Source organism: Antribacter sp. NEAU-D49 (assembly GCF_057158775.1).
Window position 1 is genome coordinate 25,237 of the sequence record NZ_JBXTSN010000023.1, and the last position, 19,599, is coordinate 44,835.

Sequence of the window (19,599 nt, forward strand, 5' to 3'; positions counted from 1 at the left end):
GACAAGGCTAGCCCAGTATCGAACGTGCGTTCGATAGGTCGGAACGGGCCGGTAGGGCAACTCGGTAAAGAATCACCCTAGACTCATCGAAGTCTGGCCCATATCCTCAGGTCACAGCCGAGGGAGGGGGACCTGTGGGCTGGCGCGCGCTTGCGAGCACTCCGGCGGCTGAGCCGGCTGGGGGCGGGTTCGACCCGTCGGTCTATATCGACTTCGCGAGCCTGACGATCGCTGTCTCGATGGCTGCGATCACGGTGATCACCTTCGTGCTGGCGGTGGGCGCCGTCGTGGGCCTGCGCACTCTGGCCGAGGTCCGGCGGGACCGGGACTCGTTGCGGGCTGAGCTTGCGGAGGCGGCTCTGCATCGGGCGGAGCTGGACGAGCGGTTGGGTGCGTTCGAGCGGGAGTCGGAGCGGATCGTGCTGGCGGCGCACCTGTACAACGAGGGTCAGTCGGCGTATGTCGAGGCCGACTACGACCGGGCGGTCGCGTACTTCCAGCAGGCGTTGGAGATCCAGCCGGGCAACGGGCGGATCCGGGTGCGGTTGGCGCGGTCGTACATCAACAAGGGTCTGAACAGGGTGGCTGAGGCGGTCCTGGAGGCTGCGGATCCTACGGACAGGGACTCGGCGGGCACGTGGCGTGCGCTGGCGACGGCTTACCGGTACGAGTTGCCGGACCGGGCGATGGACCACGCGATGAAGGCGATCCGCGCCGACGACGGCGCGTACGAGAGCTGGGACTATCTGGGTCTGCTGCTGCGGGACCAGGGCCGGTGGGCGGAGTCCCGCGAGGCGCACCGGACGGCGATGTCGCTGGCGCCGATGGAGCCGACGTCCCTGTACTTCGCGGCCCTGGTGACGCAGCGGATGGGCGACACCCGGGAGGCCGGGGTCCTGCTGGCGGAGTCGATGAAGTGTGTGGAGCTCAAGCGGCGTGCGGGGCAGATGAAGCGGGCCTGGGCGGACGTCATCGAATGGACCTACGAATACTCGCGCGGAACCGCGTCCTCGCGGGCGAAGGCGCTGCGTCTGGCGCGGCACATGGCCGGGTACAGCGCCGCGAGGAACCGGCAGGCGGTCCTCGGACACATGGAGTTCTACCTCGCCGCCCGTGGCGAGGACCCTTCCGAGAACCTCTGCGTGCGGGCGTTCGACCGGGCCGCCGAGGCTGAGGAGCGCACGGCGTGAGCGGGTTGCAGCGCGATGTGGTCGTCGAGTTCGCCGGGATGCCGAAGAGCGGGAAGACCACCGTGCTCGACATCGTGTCCCACCGGATCCGACGGGCCGGCTGGCCGGTCGGCGACTTCCACGGCGGCGGCCGGTATGCCCCGATCGACAAGAGCGACCTGGCGAGCCTGAACCTCTACCTCGCCGGCAGCGCCCTGCAGTACCTCGCCGCGATCGGCGCCGATCAGCGCCCACCACGTTTCCACCTGCTCGACCGCGGGCTCAACGACCGCGTCATCTTCTCCCGGGCACTCGGCTCGCTGGGCCTGGTCGAGGACTCACACGTCGCCGCGGTGGAGACCCTCGCCCGCGAGCCCGGAGTGCGCGGCCGGGTGGACGTGTGCTTCGTCTTCGTCACCTCGCCCGACCTGAGCCTGCAGCGCGAGCACGCGCACCGCCTCGTCCGAGCCCCGGGCCGGGTTATGAACACGGCCAGGCTCGGTGCCCTGCGTGCGGCAGCCGTGGGTTTCGCCCACGAGGAGCCGACGACGCCCGGGCCGCTTGTCGTCCAGGTCGACACCACCGCGCTCGACGGCCGCGTCGAGGACACCGCACGCACCGTGCTCACCACGATCGCGAACCTCCTGCCGCCCGAGGTCGCGAGGACTCTGGAGACCGACGCATGAACGGCAAGCTCGTCCCGGTGCGGTTGTTCGCCGCGGCGCCCGTCCGAGAGGCGATGGGCACGATCGTGATGACCAAGGGCGTCTACGACCTGACCCACGCCGGGCACGTCCGCTCGCTGCAGGCGGCGAGCCGACTGGGCAAGACCCTCGTGGTCGGCGTCGCCACCGACGAGTCGGTCCGGGTGGCGAAGGGCCCCGGCCGGCCGGTCCTGTCGTTCGTTGAGCGGGTCGAGATCATCACCGCCCTGGAGTGCGTCCGGTACGTCGTCGCCTACGACGTCGGCGCGGTGGCCGGTGTGGTCCGCGCGGTCCGGCCGGACGTCTTCTGCGCGAGCCACTTCGACGCGTTCGACGCCGCGGAACGGACCGAGCTCGAGAGCCTCGGCGTGCGGTTCCGTGAGGTCCCCCGGCCACCCGTGCGGTCGACGTCGGACCTGATCTCCGCGATCCGCGACACTCCAGGGGAGAGGATGCACCAGTGACCGCGCTCGTGAAGATCGGTGTGAGCTTCGCCGTCGAAGGCCCCGCAGCCGACGACTGCCGGTTCGTCAACACCGCGATCAGCCGGCGCTTCGGCTCCCTGGTCACGTTCGGCCACGGCGGCAACTCCCGCCCGCACGTCACCGTCGCGCTCGGCACCGTCGACGTCGCCGACATCGAGAAGGTGGTCGGCCTCGTCGCGGCCGAGGTGCCACGCCTTCGGCCCTTCGTCCTGCGGTTCGGCCCGGTCGCCCGCGAGCACGTCACGGGCCAGTACGTCCTTGCGGACGTCGTCGCCGACGACGACGTCCGCGCGTGGCGGGCACAGGTCCGCGAGAAGGTCGCGCCGCTGATGCAAGGGCTCGGGCGGACGACGTCGGACCCCCACCTCACCATCGCCGTCCTGGAGGACCATGCCGAGGAGGTCGACCACCTGCTCTCCCGTGCCCCGGTACGGGTCTCGGACTGCACCGTGACGGCGGTCGAGGTCGCCTACGCCGGGCCGAAGGGCGCCAAGGGCGACGTGATCCAGAGGTTTGTCATCGATGACGACTGACCTGGACGACGTCGTGCGCGACCTGCGCCGCGGCCCGATCGCCGGGACCGGCCATTCCACGCTGATGACGACCGACGCGCTCCGGGCGGCGTTCGGCCTGGCCTTCCAGGCGCACGGCGGGCAGACCCGTGCCAACGGCACCCGGTACCTGGCGCACCCGGTCCGGGTCGCACACCTGGCGGCCGCTATCGGTGGGACCGAGGATGCGATCATCGCCGCCCTGCTGCACGACGTCGTCGAAGACTCTGACGTGCCGCTCACCGCGGTCGAGGACCAGTTCGGGAAGCGGGTAGCGGGAATCGTCGACGCGGTGAGCGCCGCGAAGCCGGTACCGGGGGAGAGCAGGGAGGCGCGGCGGCTGCGCAAGGAGGCGAAGCTCGACCGCCTGCGCGACGCCGACGACGACACCATGCGGGTCCACGCCAGCGATGTGCTCGACAACGCCATCTCCTGGCGGTACCTGCACCCTCACCATGACGCATGGGCCAAGATCCCGCGCTGGATGTTCCAGCTGCGCGAGTACCAGCTCGAGCTGATCGGACCCCGGTACCCGGCGGTCACATCCCACCTCCTCGACGAGCTGTGTTACCAAGCCGGGCGCGGGCACGTCGAAGGGTCCTGGGAGACGCCGTGAGACTGGTTCGGCACAGCCAGAACGTCTGGATCAACGACACCGACACCCCCGGGCCCCGGACCGTGATCGTCGACGGCCGCCCGTGGCACCGGTTCATGGATTACCTCTACGTCCCGGTCCCGCCCTCGGACATGGAGCCGGCCCTGGTGCGGGAGGTCTGCGAGGCGCGTTACGCGCAGCGTGACCACGTCATCGACTGGACCCTGCACACGAGGGTGCAGGGCGCGATGCTCGCGCTGTTGCAGGAGAGCGGGCTTGCGCCGAGGCGCGTGCTCGACTTCGGTACCGGATTCGGTGTCGGCGCCGAGACACTGCGCGCCGCGTTGGGGGCTGGCGTCGTCGGGTGCGACATGAGCCTCACGACCTTGCGCGCTGCCGGGGTGCGGAACGTGGTGCTCGTGGCACCGGAAGGTCCCCTGCCGTTCGCGGACGGAGCGTTCGACCTCGTGCACGCACTGTTCGTCATGCATTTCCCCGTTCCCGAGGCGATGCTCCGTGAGCTCCGGCGGGTGGTGGCGCCGGGCGGGGCGCTCGTGGCCAACTGCTACGGCGAAGGAGCCGATGAGTACCGGAGGCGGATGCTAGCGGCGGGATGGGTGCTGGTGAAGTCGCGGTCTGTCGACCCTGGTTCAGGGCACGTTGCCGACCTGTGGCAGTGAGAGTCGGACGAACAATTGTCGAGATGGCGGCGTGTTGCTGAGTGCGCCGTGCTCCTTGACCGGGAGCGGGCCGTAGGCCCGTGCCCCTTCCTGGAGGCCACGGAACTTGACGATCCGGGAGGCCTTCCCGAGCGGCCCCACCAGTCGATGTGGTCGCCTGGGGATCTGACGGGTCGCGCGTGAGGAGTTCACGGCCGTCGCGCTGGCTCTCAAGAGCTCGAGCGCGACGAACAGAGACTGACTGCTGGCCTCAGCCTGGCGGACCGCGTCCGTGCGAAGAGATAGTGTGCGCTCACCCACCGAACGTCGCGTGGTCCCACGTCCCTGCGCGTGCGGGGGTGATCCCGCTGTGTGGTAGACGCCGGTGGGGTCCCCGCGGGTGCGGGGTAGCGGCCGGATGCTCAGCGATCGTTGGCATCCGGCCGTAGTGCTTCGGTTTGCAGGGACGCCGACCCTCGGTGCCCACCCCACCGCAGCAGTAGGCTGTCTGTTATACGCATTGCAAGTCTGTGTATGTCTGGACATGTCGGGCTCGGCGTGGGAGCCTTGCTCTGCTGCAGCTGCGCCAACGGGATCCCGAATCGGTGCAGCTGCAGTCCACGGGCGGCCACTCGACCGCCTTGGGACACACGTTGGTCCAGGCGCCGTGGAGGCTCCAGTTGCTGAGTGAGCGATCGAGGGCGTTGTGGGGCAAGACCGGCATGCGTCGCGATGGCACGCTCACCTGGCTGCCTCTGCCCCAGCACCTGGCGGACACCGCAGATGTTGCTACGGCTCTTGTCGAGAGGTGGTTGCCGCCGCTCACGCGCGAGATGATCGCTCGATGTCTGGAGCCGCAGGGCCATGGCGTCGATGTGCTTGCCGACGTCAGGGCTCTCGCTGTTCTTGTTGCAGGTGCCCACGATTGTGCGAAGGCGACTCCTGCTTTCCAGGTGAAGGTGTCCGGACAGGGACATTCGCACGCCGTGCTCGCAGATCGGGTGCGGGAGGCCGGATTCGACCTGCGGCCCGAGGATCTTCTCGACTTTCGCGATCTTCCGCACGGCAGGGCGGGGCAGGTTGTCATGTCGCGCTGGCTCGCCGAGCGGCATGGTTGGGACCGTGAAGCCTGCCGTGCCGTGGGTTCGATCGTCGGCGGACATCACGGCGTGCCCTCGCAGACGGCGGAGGTGCAACGCGCGCGGGCAGCGACGAGGCTGATCGGAGAGGGCGCCTGGGTCGATGCCCAGAACGAGCTGCTGGACGAGCTCGTCGAAAGCCACGGTCTTGCGTCGTGCCTCGCACGCTGGAAGAGCTTGCGCCTGTCGGGCCCGGCGATCATGGTCTTGTCGGGGCTGGTCATCATGGCCGACTGGATCGCGAGCCAGCCGTTGTTGTTCCCGCAGATCTCGGTTGACGAGCTGGCGGTGGACGACCGGAACCGGTTCTCGCGTGCCTGGGCTCGGCTCCGATTCCCCGCGCCGTGGCGGGCCGTGGATCAGGGCCTGGACGCGACGACCATGCTGCGCGAGCGTTTCGCCCTACCCGCCGGGGCCGAAGCGCGGCCAGTCCAGGTCGCTGCGCTCGACGCTGCGCGGTCGATGAGAACCGCCGGGTTGTTGATCATCGAGTCGCCCATGGGTGAGGGAAAGACAGAAGCTGCGCTGATTGCCGCCGAAGTCCTTGCTGCCCGCTTCGGCGCGAGCGGCGTGTTCGTCGCCCTACCGACGCAGGCGACGAGCGATGCGATGTTCGGGCGCGTTCTCCGATGGCTCGAACGTGTGCCGTCCGAGCGACAGGACCTGACGGAGGGGCTCTCAGTCTCGGCGGAGGCGAGGACGGTGTACCTGGCCCACAGCAAGGCCGTGCTCGATCCGGTGTTCCGCTCGCTGCAGTCCTCCGGCTTCGCGGCCGATATCGATGACACGGGCGATGCCCGGCGTCACCGCGGCGACCACCGGCGTTGCCGGGGTGCGGCTCATGTGAACTGGTGGTTCTCGGACCCAAAGCGCGGGGTGCTTGCCGACTTCGTCGTGGGGACGATCGATCAGGTCCTGTTCACCTCGCTGCAGGCGCGGCATGTCGTCCTGCGCCACCTCGCTATGGCGAGGAAGGTCGTGGTGCTGGACGAGATCCATGCCTACGGGATCTTCTCGACCGTCTACCTGGAGCGGGCCCTGGAGTGGTTCGGGGCCCACGGTATCCCGGTCGTGGCTCTGTCCGCGACACTGCCGACCGGGCTCCGGACCCGGCTGGCCGCGGCCTACGAGAAGGGCCGGGCGTCGCAGGTTCCCGCCGGGCGGGGCGCCCTGTCTACGAGCCTGCGTGGGCACGGCAAGCGGGACGCAGTGCCGGCAGGTGGCCGCGAGGTCGTAGTGGGCGCTGGTTCGACGTCGTTCGTCACGTCCACCCAGCAGGGAATCGTGCACCGGGGCGGCGTCGGGGTGTCAGACCGTGCGGTCGATGTTCGGGTCGACGTCTTGGGAAAGGATGACCGTGACCTGGTCGCGGCGGTTGGGCACGCGCTGGGGCTCGTGCAGGGGCCAGGCGGCTCGTGGACTGGTGAACCCAGAGGATGCGTGCTCGTCATGCGGAACACGGTCCTACGTGCCAAGGAGGCGGCGAGGCTGCTGAGGCGGGTATTCGGGCACCTGGGCGATGACGGGGCGCTTGTCCGACTGCATCATGCCCAGTTCATCACGCACGACCGCCAGCGCAACGACGGCGAGCTTCGCCGGGAGCTCGGTCCTCCCGGCCTCGGCACCGGTCCCGACGAAGGCCGGGGCGCCCGCCCGCTCGCGCGCGTCGTGGTCGCGACGCAGGTCGCTGAGCAGTCGCTCGACATCGACGTGGACCTGCTGATCACCGACCTGGCCCCGATGGATCTCCTCCTGCAGCGGATGGGTCGGCTCCATCGCCATCGACGCCTTGAGCGTGACCGGCCGCCGGCGCTACGTGTCCCGAGGTGCCTGGTCACAGGCGTCGGGTGGCCCGGCGGCGAGAAGTTGCCTGAGCTGGTCCAGGGAAAGGCAATTTATCGGAGCGCCCCGCTGCTACGCGCTGCAGCCCTGTTGCACGACATCGCCGGGCGGGACTCGGTGGTGCGTCTCCCGGGTGACCTGCGGCCCCTGGTCGAGGCGGCCTACGCCGAGAAGGTTCCCGGCCCCTCGGCCTGGAGCGACGCCTTGAGAGCCGCGGATGCGAAGGACGCCGAGCACTGGGCCAAGAAGGTACGCGCCGCAGAGGCATTCCTCCTCAAGGGCCCCGGAGACGTCGCGTCGCTTGACGACCTGCTCGCCGGTTACGCCGGAGAGGCCGAGACCGAGCGGCCCGACCGCCCCCGGGTCCGCGACGGCGAGGAGTCCATCGAGGTCCTGCTGCTCGAGGCGCACGAGGGGTACTACCGGCTTCCGGAAGGAGCCGGTCCAGGACTTGCCGGGATGCTGGTCGCGCCGGAGGCCGCCCGGGACGACAAGGAGATCGCGCTCGCGCTGGCCCGCTGCGCTGTCCGCCTGCCGGTGAAGGTCGTGACCGGAGACCGTGGCCCGGAGCTGCTCGCAGCGCTGGAGGAGACGTACCACCACGCCTGGCAATCGAGTGACTGCGTGCTCAGAGGCCAGCTTGTGCTGGAGATGAGACACGATCGCGACGGCACGCCGGTGCCGGTCGGAAGCCATGTCTACAGGTACACCCGCGAGGAGGGACTGGACGTGATGCCGAGATGAACGACGTCGAGCTGGAGCACCGACCGTTCGACCTGACCGACCAACCGTGGATCGCTGCGCTGGACCGGGACGGCCGGGTGGTCGAGGTCTCGATCCGGGAGGCGTTCGCGCGGGCGGATGAACTGCGAGAGATCGTCGGAGAGGTGCCGACCCAGGCTTTCGCGATCTTGCGACTGCTGCTCGCGATCCTGCACCGAGCGATCGAAGGACCGACGAAGGTCGATCACTGGGTCATGATCCGGGAAAGCTGGGGCGAGGCCGCAGAGATGGTTGTCGAATACCTCGACGCTCACCGTGACCGGTTCGACCTGCGGCACCCGAGCGCGCCGTTCTTCCAGGTCGCCGATCTGGAGTACCAGAAGGGGGGTGCCGATCGTCTGGAGATGATCCTCGCCGACGTGCCGAACGGTGCCCCGTACCTCACGACCAGAACGCGTTCCGGCATCGAGAGGCTGTCCTGGTCCGAGGCCGCGCGGTGGGTCGTACACACGCAGGCGTTCGACACCTCGGGAATCCGCGCCGCAGCAGTCGGAGACCCGCGGGCGAGCGGCGGCAAGGTGTTTCCGATCGGGACTGGGTGGGCAGGACAGATCGGCGGGATCTACCTACAGGGAAAGAGCCTGAAGGAGACCCTGCTGCTCAACCTGGTCGAACCCAGCAGCGCGCGCATGGCGGTGTCCGACGACGACCTTCCCGCCTGGGAGCGTTCGGTCCACACGGCCGCTCCCGAGGGCGTCGAGGGTCGCGAACCTACCGGCCCGGTCGACCTGTACACGTGGCAGGCCCGTCGTGTTCGTCTGGTGGGGGACGACGACGCCGTCAGCGCGGTCGTCCTGTGCAACGGTGACCGGGCTGTGCCGCAGAACCGTCACATTGTGGAGCCGATGTCGGCATGGCGGTACTCCGACCCGCAGACGAAGAAGGCCAAGACTCGTACCTACATGCCGCAACAGCACGACCCCTCCCGGTCGCTCTGGCGGGGGCTGGCCGGTCTGCTGGCCGGAAACGACACCAGGAACGAGGAGATGGGTCCTGGTGTGCTCGCCTTCGTCGCCGAGCTGGCAGAACAGGGCAGGCTGAGCGAGCCGCACTTCTCGGTGCGGGCGGTCGGAATCCGCTACGGAGCGCAGAACTCGACGATCGCCGAGATCGTGGACGACCATCTCGAGCTGCCCGCGACGCTCGTCCGACACTCGGACGGGCCGCTCGCCCAACTTGCACTCAAGGCTGTCGAGCAGGCCGGTGACGCCGTCAACCGCCTCGCCTTCTTCGCGCAGGACCTCTACCTGGCGGCCGGTGGCAGCAGGGAGTCCGAGGGGGCGCGGACCCGGGCACGCGAGCACGGGTTCGACCGGCTCGAACCCGAGTTCCGCCAGTGGGTGTACGACCTGACCGGCAAGGAGTCCCTGTCCGACCGTGAAGCCGACTGGCAGCGGCGCGTGCGGCGGACGGTCCTGTCCCTCGCGGACGACCTGGCCGAGCAGACGGGGCCGGCGGCCGTCGTCGGGCGGGACGTGAAGGGTCGGCTCCTCGATCTCGGAACGGCCCTGGGGCGCTTCCACCGCGATCTGGCTCAGGCCCTTCCCCTGGCTGTGCCGACCGCACTGTCCAGCACGACGTCGAAGGAGACCGATGACTGACACAGGAACCACACGAACGGGCCCGGCCACCCTCACCGAGAGGGCGCAGGCTGTCGAGCAGTTCGTGACCAAGCAGGTCCGGCACCTGAAACGGACCCGCACGATGACGGGCGCGCAGGGGAGCCGCACGGTCGCCCTGCTGGCGCACCTACGCCGTGCCGCGACGGCCGAGCCAGGAGCCGACCCCAGCCTCTGGGACCTGACGCTGATGGATGCCCCGGGTGCTGCCTCTGCCACCCGCCGACTGAGCGACCCGACACAGGAGGAGCGAGCGATTCACCTTGCGCTCGCGACGTACGCCTCGCAGCAGCAGTCGCGGAGCGAGGAGATGTACGTCCCGGGCCGCGGGCTTGGTGCAGCCGTCCGTCTCCTGGACCGGCACCGAGCAGGGGGAAGCGACAGCGGCCGGTCACCGGTGCGCCGGAGGTTCGACGCCCTCGCGACCTCCGCCACGCTCCCTGAGCTGGCCGTGCACCTGCGCGGCCTGGTCACCCAGATGCGCGGTGCCGGCGTCGGGCTGGACCACGCGCTCCTGGCACGCGACCTGTTCTGGTATCAGATCCCCGGATCGGCTGACCGGGTCCGCCGGGCCTGGGCCCGCGACTACCACAGCGTCACCGCCGAACCTGCACCGCAGACCGCCGAAACCCCTGAGGAGAACCGATGACCACGCCGCGAACCATCATCGACGTCCACGTCCTGCAGACCGTCCCGCCGAGCAACCTGAACCGGGACGACACCGGCAGCCCGAAGACCGCCTGGTACGGAGGGGTCCGCCGGGCCAGGGTCTCGTCCCAGGCATGGAAGCGGGCCACCCGTGTGCACATGGCGGACACCGCGAAGGAGCTGACGAGCGGTGTGCGCTCGAAGCGCGTCGTCGAGCTCCTGATGGAGGAGATCACGGCACAGTCGGAGAGCATCGACGATGCCCAGGCCAAGCAGCTAGTCCTATCGATCCTGGCCAGCGCCGGTGGGAAGAAGGGCATCGCTGTCAGCTCGCGCGATGGCAAGACCGAGGAGGCTGGATACCTCCTCTTCCTCAGCCATCAGCAGGTCGAGTCGCTGGCGGTACTGGCGGTCGCTGCGCACCACGGCGACGCGACGATCGACAAGAAGTCGGTCCAGGCGCTGCTCAAGGACAAGAACTCCGTCGACTTGGCGATGTTCGGCCGCATGGTCGCCGACGTCACCGACCTGAACGTCGACGCCTCCGTCCAGGTGGCGCACGCCCTGTCTGTGCACGCGGTCGAGACCGAGTTCGACTACTTCACGGCCGTGGACGACCACAAGGCCAAGGACGCCGAGGAGGACGCCGGCGCAGCGATGATCGGAACGATCGAGTTCAACTCCTCGACGCTCTACCGGTACGCGACGGTCGACGTTAACCTGCTGGCGAAGAACCTCGGTGAGGACGCCCCCGTGGGCGAGGCCGTGGCGGCGTTCGTCCGCTCGTTCGCCCGGTCGATGCCGTCGGGCAAGCAGAACAGCTTCGCCAACCGGACCCTGCCCGACGTCGTCGTCGTCAGCCTGCGCGAGGACCAGCCGCTGTCTTACGTCGGGGCGTTCGAGACCCCGGTTCGCACGGGTGCCGAGGGCGGTCGGGTCGCCTTGGCCGCCCAAGCTCTGGTCGACCACGCCGAGCGGCTCGCCCGTGCGTACGGCGGCGCGCCGACGAAGACGTGGGTGATGACGACCCTCGCCGAGGACGGCATCGTCGGCCGTCTGGGCGAGCAGGTCTCGATCGAAGAGTTGGTCGTCCAGGTCCGGTCTGTCGTTTCCGAGCGCAACAGCGCGGTGACTGTCGGGGCCGGCGCGTGACGGTCCTGCTCCTGCGGCTGGCCGGACCGCTCCAGTCCTGGGGCGTCACCTCACGGTTCACCCGTCGGACCACCGAGCGGGCACCGTCGCGATCGGGAGTCCTCGGCATGATCGCCGCGGCCCAGGGCCGGCGCCGGACCGATCCGCTCACCGACCTGCTCGACCTGCGGTTCGCCGTCCGGGTCGACCAGCCCGGCCGTCTCGAACGGGACTTCCAGACCTCCCGCAGCCTCGACGGCAGCCAAGTCTTTCCCTTGTCGGACCGGCACTACCTGGCCGACGCCGTTTTCGTTGCGGGGATCGAAGGGGAGCGCGACCTCGTCAACGGTATCGAGGACGCGCTGCGTCGCCCGGCGTTTCCCCTCTACCTCGGCCGGAGGTCCTGTCCGCCGGTCGCCCCGCTCCTCCTGGGATCCCGGGAGTCCCGGCTCTACGACGCCGTCGCCGGGGAGCAGTGGCAGGCATCGAGGTGGTGGCGGGACAAGCAGGCCCGAGCGGCCGGTCCGGTCGATCTCGACCTGCTGGCCGACGCCGGTGTCATCCCGTCGGCGAACGTGCACGGGCCGGCGCAGACGCTGCGCGACGTTCCGGAGTCGTTCGACCCGCAACGCCGGGAGTACGGCTGGCGCAGCGTGGAGCGCACGAAGGTCCCGCCTCCCGGGTTCGACGGCACCGGCCAGGACCGGCCTGTCACCGACCACGACCCGATGCAGTTGTTCGACTACGACGCAGCAGACGTCGTCGAGCACGACGCCCTGGCATTGATGGAGGCAGACTGATGTACCTGACCCGTTGCGACGTCGCCCCCGACGTCCGCGGCGCCCGCAAGCTGCTCGCCTCTCCTCAGGCGATGCATGCGGCCGTCCTGCGGGGATTCGACCACCTCGCACCGCAGGCCGAGGAACAGCGAGGAAGGGTGTTGTGGCGTGTGGACCAGACGACGTCCGGTACTCACCTCTACGTGGTGTCCGCTGCCCGGCCACAGCTCGACGACCTGCTCCAGCAGGTCGGAACAGCCGGAAGCCAGAGGACGGGGGAGTACCGCAAGGTGCTCGATCGCCTCGAGGTCGGGCAGCACTGGGCGTTTCGGCTACGAGCCAACCCAGTCCACTCGGTTCTGCAGCCCGGGCAGCGCGGCCGCCGCGTGGCGCGGCTCGGCGTCGAGGCACAGACGGACTGGCTGTCCCGCAAGGCCGAGGCACTGGGAGTCCGGCTCGGCAATCCTGACGAGCTGAGCTTCGCCGTCACCAGCCGGGGCGTGGCCCAGTTCCCTCGGTCCAGCGACGGGCAGCGCAGGAATGTCACCTTCGCCTGGGCGCAGTACGACGGCGTCCTGGAGGTGAAGGACCCGGACCTGCTGCGCGGGGCGCTCCTCGCCGGCGTCGGTCCGGCCAAGGGCTATGGGTGCGGGCTCCTGACTCTCGCCAGGACACGGGTCGAATGACCCTGCCGGGGAGCCGTCCGCCGAAGATCACCGAACTCGCTCGCGTCCAGGACCGGATGACGTTCCTGTACGTGGAGCAGTCCGTGATCTCGCGCGAGTCGAGCGCGATCACCGCCACCGACGGGCGAGGGACCGTCCATGTACCTGCAGCCTCGCTTGGGGCGTTGCTCCTCGGGCCGGGCACTACGGTCAGCCACCAGGCGATGGTGTTGCTCGCCGAGTGCGGATCCACCGTGGTGTGGGTGGGTGAGAAGGGAGTCCGCTACTACGCCCACGGTCGCTCGTTGGCCAGGTCGTCGCGGTTGCTGGAGGCGCAGGCCTCGGTGGTGACCAACCGGAACCGACGGCTGGCTTGCGCCCGGTCCATGTATGCGATGCGGTTCCCCGGCGAGGATGTCTCCGGCCTCACCATGCAGCAGCTCCGCGGCCGTGAGGGTGCTCGGGTCCGCAAGGTGTACCGGGAATGGTCAGACAAGACGGGCGTGCCGTGGAAGAAGCGCGACGTCCAGCTTGACGCCTTCGACGCGACCGATCAGATCAACCAGGCACTGTCCGCCGCGGCGTCGTGCCTGTACGGCGTAGTCCACTCGGTCGTCGTCGCGCTCGGGTGCTCGCCCGGACTCGGCGTGGTCCACACCGGCCACGAGAGATCGTTCGTGTTTGACATCGCCGACCTCTACCGCGCCGAGCTGTCCATCCCTGTCGCGTTCCAGACGATGGCCGACGGCGTCGCGGACGTGCCTGGCGCTGTCCGCAGGGCCATGCGCGATCGGATGTTCGAGGCCCGGCTGCTCGAACGCACAGTCCGGGACATCCAGGCACTGCTGCTCGGCGCTGTCGAGAGCCAGGAGGAAGACGACGCGGATCTGGTTGCGGACGTCATCAAACTCTGGGACGACCGGGGCGAGACCGTAGCAGGTGGGACCTCCTATGGATGGGACCTGCTCGGACCGGAGGACGGCTTCAGCGACTTCGACGAGCCAGACACCGGAAGCTCGACATGATCGTCGTCGTGGTCGCAGCCTGCCCGGACCGGTTGCGTGGGCAGCTGACACGCTGGCTACTGGAGATCAGCGCCGGCGTGTTCGTCGGTCATGCACCAGCACGAGTGCGTGACTTCCTCTGGGATCGGATCGTCGAGCACATTGGGCGCGGCCGAGCGCTCATGGTGTACTCGACCCGTGGCGAGCAGCGGCTGGCATTCCGGGTGCACCACCACGACTGGGAACCGATCGACGTCGACGGACTCACCTTGATGCGCCGGCCAGCGCGGCGCGGTGCCATGACACGGGCGACATGGCAGTCCGGTGACGGGTCCGCTGATCGTGAGCCGAAGACTGCGCCGGAGAACTGGAGCATCGCGGCACGGCGTCGGAGGTTTCGAGCTGACCTCGGGATGCGGCGAGAACCGAGACCGAGTGAAGGGGAAATGGACGAACCGTCGGTATAGTCGCAGGTCAGGAAGTGCCGTCCCCGCGCTCGCGGGGGTGATCCGCCGGCGAACATGGCGCCGACCTTCAGGTGGTTGCCGTCCCCGCGCTCGCGGGGGTGATCCCGCCAGGACGGTGGCCGAGTCGGACGCCCGGACGCCGTCCCCGCGCTCGCGGGGGTGATCCCGTCGTCGAGGACGGGGACGTGTACGAGGCCACGCCGTCCCCGCGCTCGCGGGGGTGATCCCCCCCAGGCGACGTACCCGACGCGCACTGCTGCGGCCGTCCCCGCGCTCGCGGGGGTGATCCGTTCCCGTGGCGGTCCGTCGACGGCCACTGCAAGCCGTCCCCGCGCTCGCGGGGGTGATCCCGTCGTGGGTCTCCGGCCGCGTCCACGCGATCGGCCGTCCCCGCGCTCGCGGGGGTGATCCGTTCCCGTGGCGGTCCGTCGACGGCCACTGCAAGCCGTCCCCGCGCTCGCGGGGGTGATCCCGGCACACGTCGGGGCCCTTCGTCGTCGCGGGGGCCGTCCCCGCGCTCGCGGGGGTGATCCCGACACGTCGACCCTCGGCGAGCCCGGGGTGACGCCGTCCCCGCGCTCGCGGGGGTGATCCGTCCTCGTCCACCTGGTCGTTGTCCTCGGCGAGGCCGTCCCCGCGCTCGCGGGGGTGATCCCGAGCCGGGGGCGATCTCGATGCGGGTCGGCCAGCCGTCCCCGCGCTCGCGGGGGTGATCCGCCGGCCGACGCGCGGGCAGCGACCCGCGACCCGCCGTCCCCGCGCTCGCGGGGGTGATCCGGCATCTCATGGGAGGAGCTGTAATGGCACTGGGCCGTCCCCGCGCTCGCGGGGGTGATCCCGGGACGGACCGCCTGTCCACCCCGTACAACGCGCCGTCCCCGCGCTCGCGGGGGTGATCCCGTCGTGGCCGACATCGCCGCCAAGGCCGCCGAGCCGTCCCCGCGCTCGCGGGGGTGATCCCGAGGTCGAGTGGACGATCGACAAGGCGCAGCGGCCGTCCCCGCGCTCGCGGGGGTGATCCCGTCGTGGCCGACATCGCCGCCAAGGCCGCCGAGCCGTCCCCGCGCTCGCGGGGGTGATCCGCCACCAGCCCTCGCCGAACAGAGCCCACAGGCCGCCGTCCCCGCGCTCGCGGGGGTGATCCCCGGTGGGGCGTCCGGTCCGCGATCGACGCCGCCGCCGTCCCCGCGCTCGCGGGGGTGATCCCAGCCGGCCCCTGAACGCGTTCGGGCTGCGCGCGCCGTCCCCGCGCTCGCGGGGGTGATCCCGTCGTCGGGCGCGAGCTCGGGCGGGAGGCACGGCCGTCCCCGCGCTCGCGGGGGTGATCCGCCGGCCGCGGTCTCGAACCGCCGCAGGAACCTGCCGTCCCCGCGCTCGCGGGGGTGATCCCAGCGCGTCCGTGTTCAGCGGCGGGACGAAGTCGCCGTCCCCGCGCTCGCGGGGGTGATCCCTGCGCGCTGTCGATGCGCATCAGGGGACCTCCGCCGTCCCCGCGCTCGCGGGGGTGATCCGAGCTTGCCCCAGCGAGACCTCATGGTGTGGACGCCGTCCCCGCGCTCGCGGGGGTGATCCCGACTTGCCGCCCCACACGCCGAGGGTCTCGTTGCCGTCCCCGCGCTCGCGGGGGTGATCCCGACGGCGGCCCGACGACGCAGGACGTGCGTGCGCCGTCCCCGCGCTCGCGGGGGTGATCCCGTCACGACGCCGATGGCGCCGCAGGACTGGCAGGCCGTCCCCGCGCTCGCGGGGGTGATCCCTACGACCTGCCGAACGACGCCGGCTTCGAGCAGCCGTCCCCGCGCTCGCGGGGGTGATCCCGACGACGTGTCGCGCATGGCCGCGGTGCGCCGGCCGTCCCCGCGCTCGCGGGGGTGATCCCGGCAGGGCCTGGAGCTGCCACGAGACGTCGAGGCCGTCCCCGCGCTCGCGGGGGTGATCCGGCGTTGCCGTAGGTGACCGGCGCGGTCCACGCGCCGTCCCCGCGCTCGCGGGGGTGATCCGCCGCGCAGGTTCGGGCCGAGCTGGCCCGCCACGCCGTCCCCGCGCTCGCGGGGGTGATCCCGGCACCCCAGCGCCGCACGCCCACCGCGGCGGGCCGTCCCCGCGCTCGCGGGGGTGATCCGACGACGCCGTAGAGCGCCTCGGGGCAGGCGGTGCCGTCCCCGCGCTCGCGGGGGTGATCCCTACATCCGCACGAACCCCCTCAACGGCCGCCCGCCGTCCCCGCGCTCGCGGGGGTGATCCCAAGGGCGTCAGCGGGGCATGGGTCCAGATCCACGCCGTCCCCGCGCTCGCGGGGGTGATCCCGCCGCCCGCCACACCACGGCCACGCTGCTGCGGCCGTCCCCGCGCTCGCGGGGGTGATCCCGGGGACCAGGACTCGTCCACCTGGACGGTCCCGCCGTCCCCGCGCTCGCGGGGGTGATCCGTCGTGGGCGTCGTCGTTGGAGACGATCCGCACGCCGTCCCCGCGCTCGCGGGGGTGATCCCGCCGTGACCCGCAAGAGCGCGCGCATCTTCGGGCCGTCCCCGCGCTCGCGGGGGTGATCCCGCGCTCGACACCGGCACCGGCCTGCGCAGGCAGCCGTCCCCGCGCTCGCGGGGGTGATCCCGGCACGTCAGACCTCCGGTGTGGCGATCGCCAGCCGTCCCCGCGCTCGCGGGGGTGATCCGGTGACCCGGTCAAATCGCGGTCACCACGCTCTGCCGTCCCCGCGCTCGCGGGGGTGATCCCACCGTCGCCGGCGTCGCCACCATCCCCGTCTGGCCGTCCCCGCGCTCGCGGGGGTGATCCGCCGAGGTCCGCCTCCCGGGCGATACCCCGGACGGCCGTCCCCGCGCTCGCGGGGGTGATCCAGGCGTGAGCCCGAGTCGGACAGCAGGGACAGCGCCGTCCCCGCGCTCGCGGGGGTGATCCCAGGTGGAGCGCCCCGAACGTCACGAAGACGTAGCCGTCCCCGCGCTCGCGGGGGTGATCCCGGCAACCCGGTGTACGGCCTCGTGGATGTGGTCGCCGTCCCCGCGCTCGCGGGGGTGATCCCAGCAGCTCGAGCGTGCCCTGATGGGTGTGTGCGCCGTCCCCGCGCTCGCGGGGGTGATCCCGGCCGCCTGGACCTCGCGGACGGCCTCGGCAGGCCGTCCCCGCGCTCGCGGGGGTGATCCCATCTGGTTCAGACGTGCCATGCGCTCGGTCTCGCCGTCCCCGCGCTCGCGGGGGTGATCCCGGGTGGCTGCCGATCCTGACCGACTCCTACCGGCCGTCCCCGCGCGCTCGCGGGGGTGATCCCGCCGTGACCCGCAAGAGCGCGCGCATCTTCGGGCCGTCCCCGCGCTCGCGGGGGTGATCCCGGCGAGAGCGCTGCGGCGGTCGCGGCGGACTGGCCGTCCCCGCGCTCGCGGGGGTGATCCGACGGCGGCGCCGGTCGAGCGGAGGGCGTCGAGGCCGTCCCCGCGCTCGCGGTGGTGATCCCACGCTCACCGCGACCCGCCCCGTCTCCAAGCTGCCGTCCCCGCGCTCGCGGGGGTGATCCCGCCAACCGCGCGCCCCGCGCCGAGCTCGACGCGCCGTCCCCGCGCTCGCGGGGGTGATCCCGTGCCCCTCGTCGGTGACGGCGGCGAGATAGCGCCGTCCCCGCGCTCGCGGGGGTGATCCCGACCAGGTGACGGCGCTGTGGCAGGCGAGCGCGCCGTCCCCGCGCTCGCGGGGGTGGTCCCGACGATGCCGCGCTCCTGCAGCCAGGCCCGAGGCCGTCCCCGCGCTCGCGAGGGTGATCCCGCCGCCCGGCCCGACGTCGCCGCCCACCTCGCGCCGTCCCCGCGCTCGCGGGGGTGATCCCCACCGCATCGCGGACCGGGACACGCGCATCCGGCCGTCCCCGCGCTCGTGGGGGTGATCCGTCCACCGTCCACGACACGGTGCGCCAGTCGTCGCCGTCCCCGCGCTCGCGGGGGTGATCCGGGCGTGCCGGACCACGAGTACGAGTACGTGGCGCCGTCCCCGCGCTTGCGGGGGTGGTCCCGGGATCGACGCCGTCATCAACGGCGAAGCGGAGCCATCCCCGCGCTCGCAGGGGTGATCCGATCAGGTCATCGTCCACGAGCGGGACGACGCGGCCGTCCCCGCGCTCGCGGGGATGATCCCACGCCCAGCAGGACGGCCTCAGCACGGTCGGCGCCGTCCCGGCTCCCGGGGGTGATCCCACGATCCACCAGTACAGCGAGGGCGACAGCGGGCCGTCCCCGCGCTCGCGGGGGTGATCCCGACGACGTCGTGGCGAGCGCTCGTGCCCGTGACGCCTCCCCGCGCTCGCCGGGGTGATCCGCCTGGTCCCGGACGGTCCTGGGCAGTACCTCAGCCGTCCCCCGGCTCGCGAGGGCGTGGGATCCCGCGGATCGTGCCACCGACCCATGGGGGCTCGATGACGGTGGCTAACCCCTGATATGTCGTACCACAAACGTGTCCGCGACTCGCGTCGGCGCGACAGCGTCGCCGACCAGGCCGCGCGGGCTTTCGCACAGGCCAGCGCCCAAAACGCGTCAAGGCACCTGGGCTCCAGCTGCCATGGGTGACTCCTGCCCCGCTTATGCCGCGCTTTGCTACGCTGAGGTACGTCCAGCGACGTCTGGATACGGGAGCCGCGACAACCCGCTCACGGCTCTGACCAGCAAGAACCCGCTCGACCTGGCACACCGCCCCACCCGCAGCTCAGTCGAGGCAGAACTCGTTCCCCTCGACGTCCTGCATCACCAGGCACGACTCGTTCTCCTCGTCGGCGGGGAGGAGCCGAACCCGGGTCGCGCCGAGCGCGACGAGCCGGGCGCACTCGGCCTCGAGGGCGGCGACGCGCTCCTCGCCCACGAGCCCGGTGCCGACCCGCACGTCGAGGTGCACCCGGTTCTTGACGACCTTGCCCTCGGGGACGCGCTGGAAGTACAGCCGCGGGCCCACCCCGGTGGGGTCGGACGCCGAGTCCTCGTCCTGCACGTAGCCCAGCACCTCGCTCCAGAAGCGGGCGACGCGCTCGGGGTCGGCGCAGTCGAAGGTGACCTGGATCGTTCGTACCGACGTCATGGACGCCACGATAGCGGCGCCTCGAGAGCCAGCTGCGGCGCGGCGACGAAGGCTGGCCGACCTGGCCTGCTGCGCGGCCGCCTCGGGGAAGGGGATGGACTTTGGAGGTAGGACAACCTGCCGCTACACTCTTTGTGTGGACAAAACTAGGCAGGGGTGAGAGCCTCGTCCGGTGGCGTTGACATGGGCCGAGAGTGCCAAGAAGCACGGGATTCCGCGAGAGGAGGCCCTCTATGCGATTCTCCACGCTCACGCTTGGTACGACCAGTTCGAGGAGCCTCGACCCGG

Annotated in this window: 15 protein-coding genes and 2 CRISPR repeat arrays; of the genes, 14 read left to right on the forward strand and 1 reads right to left on the reverse strand. The window is 71.0% G+C overall.

Annotated features, from left to right (window positions below):
- Positions 1–134 precede the first annotated feature (134 nt).
- The 14 genes from AC060K_RS16740 to cas2e all read left to right on the forward strand — a co-directional run bounded on the left by AC060K_RS16740 (position 135) and on the right by cas2e (position 14,240).
- A complete protein-coding gene (locus AC060K_RS16740; protein WP_483766540.1) occupies positions 135–1,190 on the forward strand; it encodes a tetratricopeptide repeat protein in 1,056 nt (351 codons plus the stop codon).
- A complete protein-coding gene (locus AC060K_RS16745; RefSeq protein ID WP_483766541.1) occupies positions 1,187–1,855 on the forward strand; it encodes a hypothetical protein in 669 nt (222 codons plus the stop codon). The genes AC060K_RS16740 and AC060K_RS16745 overlap by 4 nt, the downstream gene beginning before the upstream one ends.
- Positions 1,852–2,337 carry an adenylyltransferase/cytidyltransferase family protein gene (locus AC060K_RS16750; protein ID WP_483766542.1) on the forward strand — a complete coding sequence of 162 codons (486 nt, stop codon included), beginning with the start codon at positions 1,852–1,854 and terminating at the stop codon, positions 2,335–2,337. Before AC060K_RS16745 ends, AC060K_RS16750 begins: the two co-directional genes overlap by 4 nt.
- Positions 2,334–2,891, forward strand: coding sequence for a 2'-5' RNA ligase family protein (locus tag AC060K_RS16755; protein ID WP_483766543.1), 558 nt, complete (start codon positions 2,334–2,336; stop codon positions 2,889–2,891). Before AC060K_RS16750 ends, AC060K_RS16755 begins: the two co-directional genes overlap by 4 nt.
- On the forward strand, positions 2,881–3,525 hold the full coding sequence (locus tag AC060K_RS16760; RefSeq protein WP_483766544.1) for an HD domain-containing protein: 645 nt from the start codon (positions 2,881–2,883) through the stop codon (positions 3,523–3,525). The genes AC060K_RS16755 and AC060K_RS16760 overlap by 11 nt, the downstream gene beginning before the upstream one ends.
- Positions 3,526–3,587: 62 nt before the next feature.
- The gene (locus AC060K_RS16765; RefSeq protein WP_483766545.1) at positions 3,588–4,184 is read left to right on the forward strand and encodes a class I SAM-dependent methyltransferase; all 597 of its coding nucleotides are present in this window, start codon (positions 3,588–3,590) and stop codon (positions 4,182–4,184) included.
- Positions 4,185–4,768: 584 nt separating this feature from the next.
- Complete coding sequence (locus tag AC060K_RS16770; protein WP_483766547.1) at positions 4,769–7,888, forward strand: CRISPR-associated endonuclease Cas3''; 3,120 nt, start codon at positions 4,769–4,771, stop codon at positions 7,886–7,888.
- Entirely contained in the window at positions 7,885–9,528 is a 1,644-nt protein-coding gene (casA, locus tag AC060K_RS16775) for a type I-E CRISPR-associated protein Cse1/CasA (protein WP_483766548.1), read from the forward strand. Before AC060K_RS16770 ends, casA begins: the two co-directional genes overlap by 4 nt.
- A complete protein-coding gene (gene casB, locus AC060K_RS16780; RefSeq protein WP_483766549.1) occupies positions 9,521–10,195 on the forward strand; it encodes a type I-E CRISPR-associated protein Cse2/CasB in 675 nt (224 codons plus the stop codon). Before casA ends, casB begins: the two co-directional genes overlap by 8 nt.
- On the forward strand, positions 10,192–11,346 hold the full coding sequence (cas7e, locus tag AC060K_RS16785) for a type I-E CRISPR-associated protein Cas7/Cse4/CasC (protein WP_483766550.1): 1,155 nt from the start codon (positions 10,192–10,194) through the stop codon (positions 11,344–11,346). The genes casB and cas7e overlap by 4 nt, the downstream gene beginning before the upstream one ends.
- Positions 11,343–12,125, forward strand: a complete 783-nt coding sequence (cas5e, locus tag AC060K_RS16790) for a type I-E CRISPR-associated protein Cas5/CasD (RefSeq protein WP_483766551.1) — start codon at positions 11,343–11,345, stop codon at positions 12,123–12,125. The genes cas7e and cas5e overlap by 4 nt, the downstream gene beginning before the upstream one ends.
- A complete protein-coding gene (gene cas6e / locus AC060K_RS16795; RefSeq protein WP_483766552.1) occupies positions 12,125–12,790 on the forward strand; it encodes a type I-E CRISPR-associated protein Cas6/Cse3/CasE in 666 nt (221 codons plus the stop codon). The genes cas5e and cas6e overlap by 1 nt, the downstream gene beginning before the upstream one ends.
- Positions 12,787–13,794 (forward strand): type I-E CRISPR-associated endonuclease Cas1e, encoded by a 1,008-nt coding sequence (gene cas1e, locus AC060K_RS16800; protein WP_483766553.1) that lies wholly within the window; start codon positions 12,787–12,789, stop codon positions 13,792–13,794. Before cas6e ends, cas1e begins: the two co-directional genes overlap by 4 nt.
- Positions 13,791–14,240, forward strand: a complete 450-nt coding sequence (gene cas2e / locus AC060K_RS16805; RefSeq protein ID WP_483766554.1) for a type I-E CRISPR-associated endoribonuclease Cas2e — start codon at positions 13,791–13,793, stop codon at positions 14,238–14,240. The genes cas1e and cas2e overlap by 4 nt, the downstream gene beginning before the upstream one ends.
- Positions 14,241–14,256: 16 nt before the next feature.
- A CRISPR array of direct repeats spans positions 14,257–17,464; the repeat unit is 28 nt; unit sequence GCCGTCCCCGCGCTCGCGGGGGTGATCC.
- 95 nt (positions 17,465–17,559) lie between these two features.
- A CRISPR array of direct repeats spans positions 17,560–18,319; the repeat unit is 28 nt; unit sequence GCCGTCCCCGCGCTCGCGGGGGTGATCC.
- Positions 18,320–18,945: 626 nt separating this feature from the next.
- Here the strand turns inward: cas2e and AC060K_RS16810 are convergent.
- Positions 18,946–19,311 carry a VOC family protein gene (locus AC060K_RS16810; RefSeq protein WP_483766555.1) on the reverse strand — a complete coding sequence of 122 codons (366 nt, stop codon included), beginning with the start codon at positions 19,309–19,311 and terminating at the stop codon, positions 18,946–18,948.
- Positions 19,312–19,599 lie beyond the last annotated feature (288 nt).

Coding starts and splice junctions, on each gene's coding strand:
- cas7e (WP_483766550.1), top strand. CDS start 10,192: ATGACCACGCCGCGAACCATCATCGACGTCCACGTCCTGCAGACCGTC.
- AC060K_RS16750 (WP_483766542.1), top strand. CDS start 1,852: ATGAACGGCAAGCTCGTCCCGGTGCGGTTGTTCGCCGCGGCGCCCGTC.
- cas2e (WP_483766554.1), top strand. CDS start 13,791: ATGATCGTCGTCGTGGTCGCAGCCTGCCCGGACCGGTTGCGTGGGCAG.
- casB (WP_483766549.1), top strand. CDS start 9,521: ATGACTGACACAGGAACCACACGAACGGGCCCGGCCACCCTCACCGAG.
- AC060K_RS16760 (WP_483766544.1), top strand. CDS start 2,881: ATGACGACTGACCTGGACGACGTCGTGCGCGACCTGCGCCGCGGCCCG.
- AC060K_RS16810 (WP_483766555.1), bottom strand. CDS start 19,311: ATGACGTCGGTACGAACGATCCAGGTCACCTTCGACTGCGCCGACCCC.
- cas1e (WP_483766553.1), top strand. CDS start 12,787: ATGACCCTGCCGGGGAGCCGTCCGCCGAAGATCACCGAACTCGCTCGC.
- casA (WP_483766548.1), top strand. CDS start 7,885: ATGAACGACGTCGAGCTGGAGCACCGACCGTTCGACCTGACCGACCAA.
- cas6e (WP_483766552.1), top strand. CDS start 12,125: ATGTACCTGACCCGTTGCGACGTCGCCCCCGACGTCCGCGGCGCCCGC.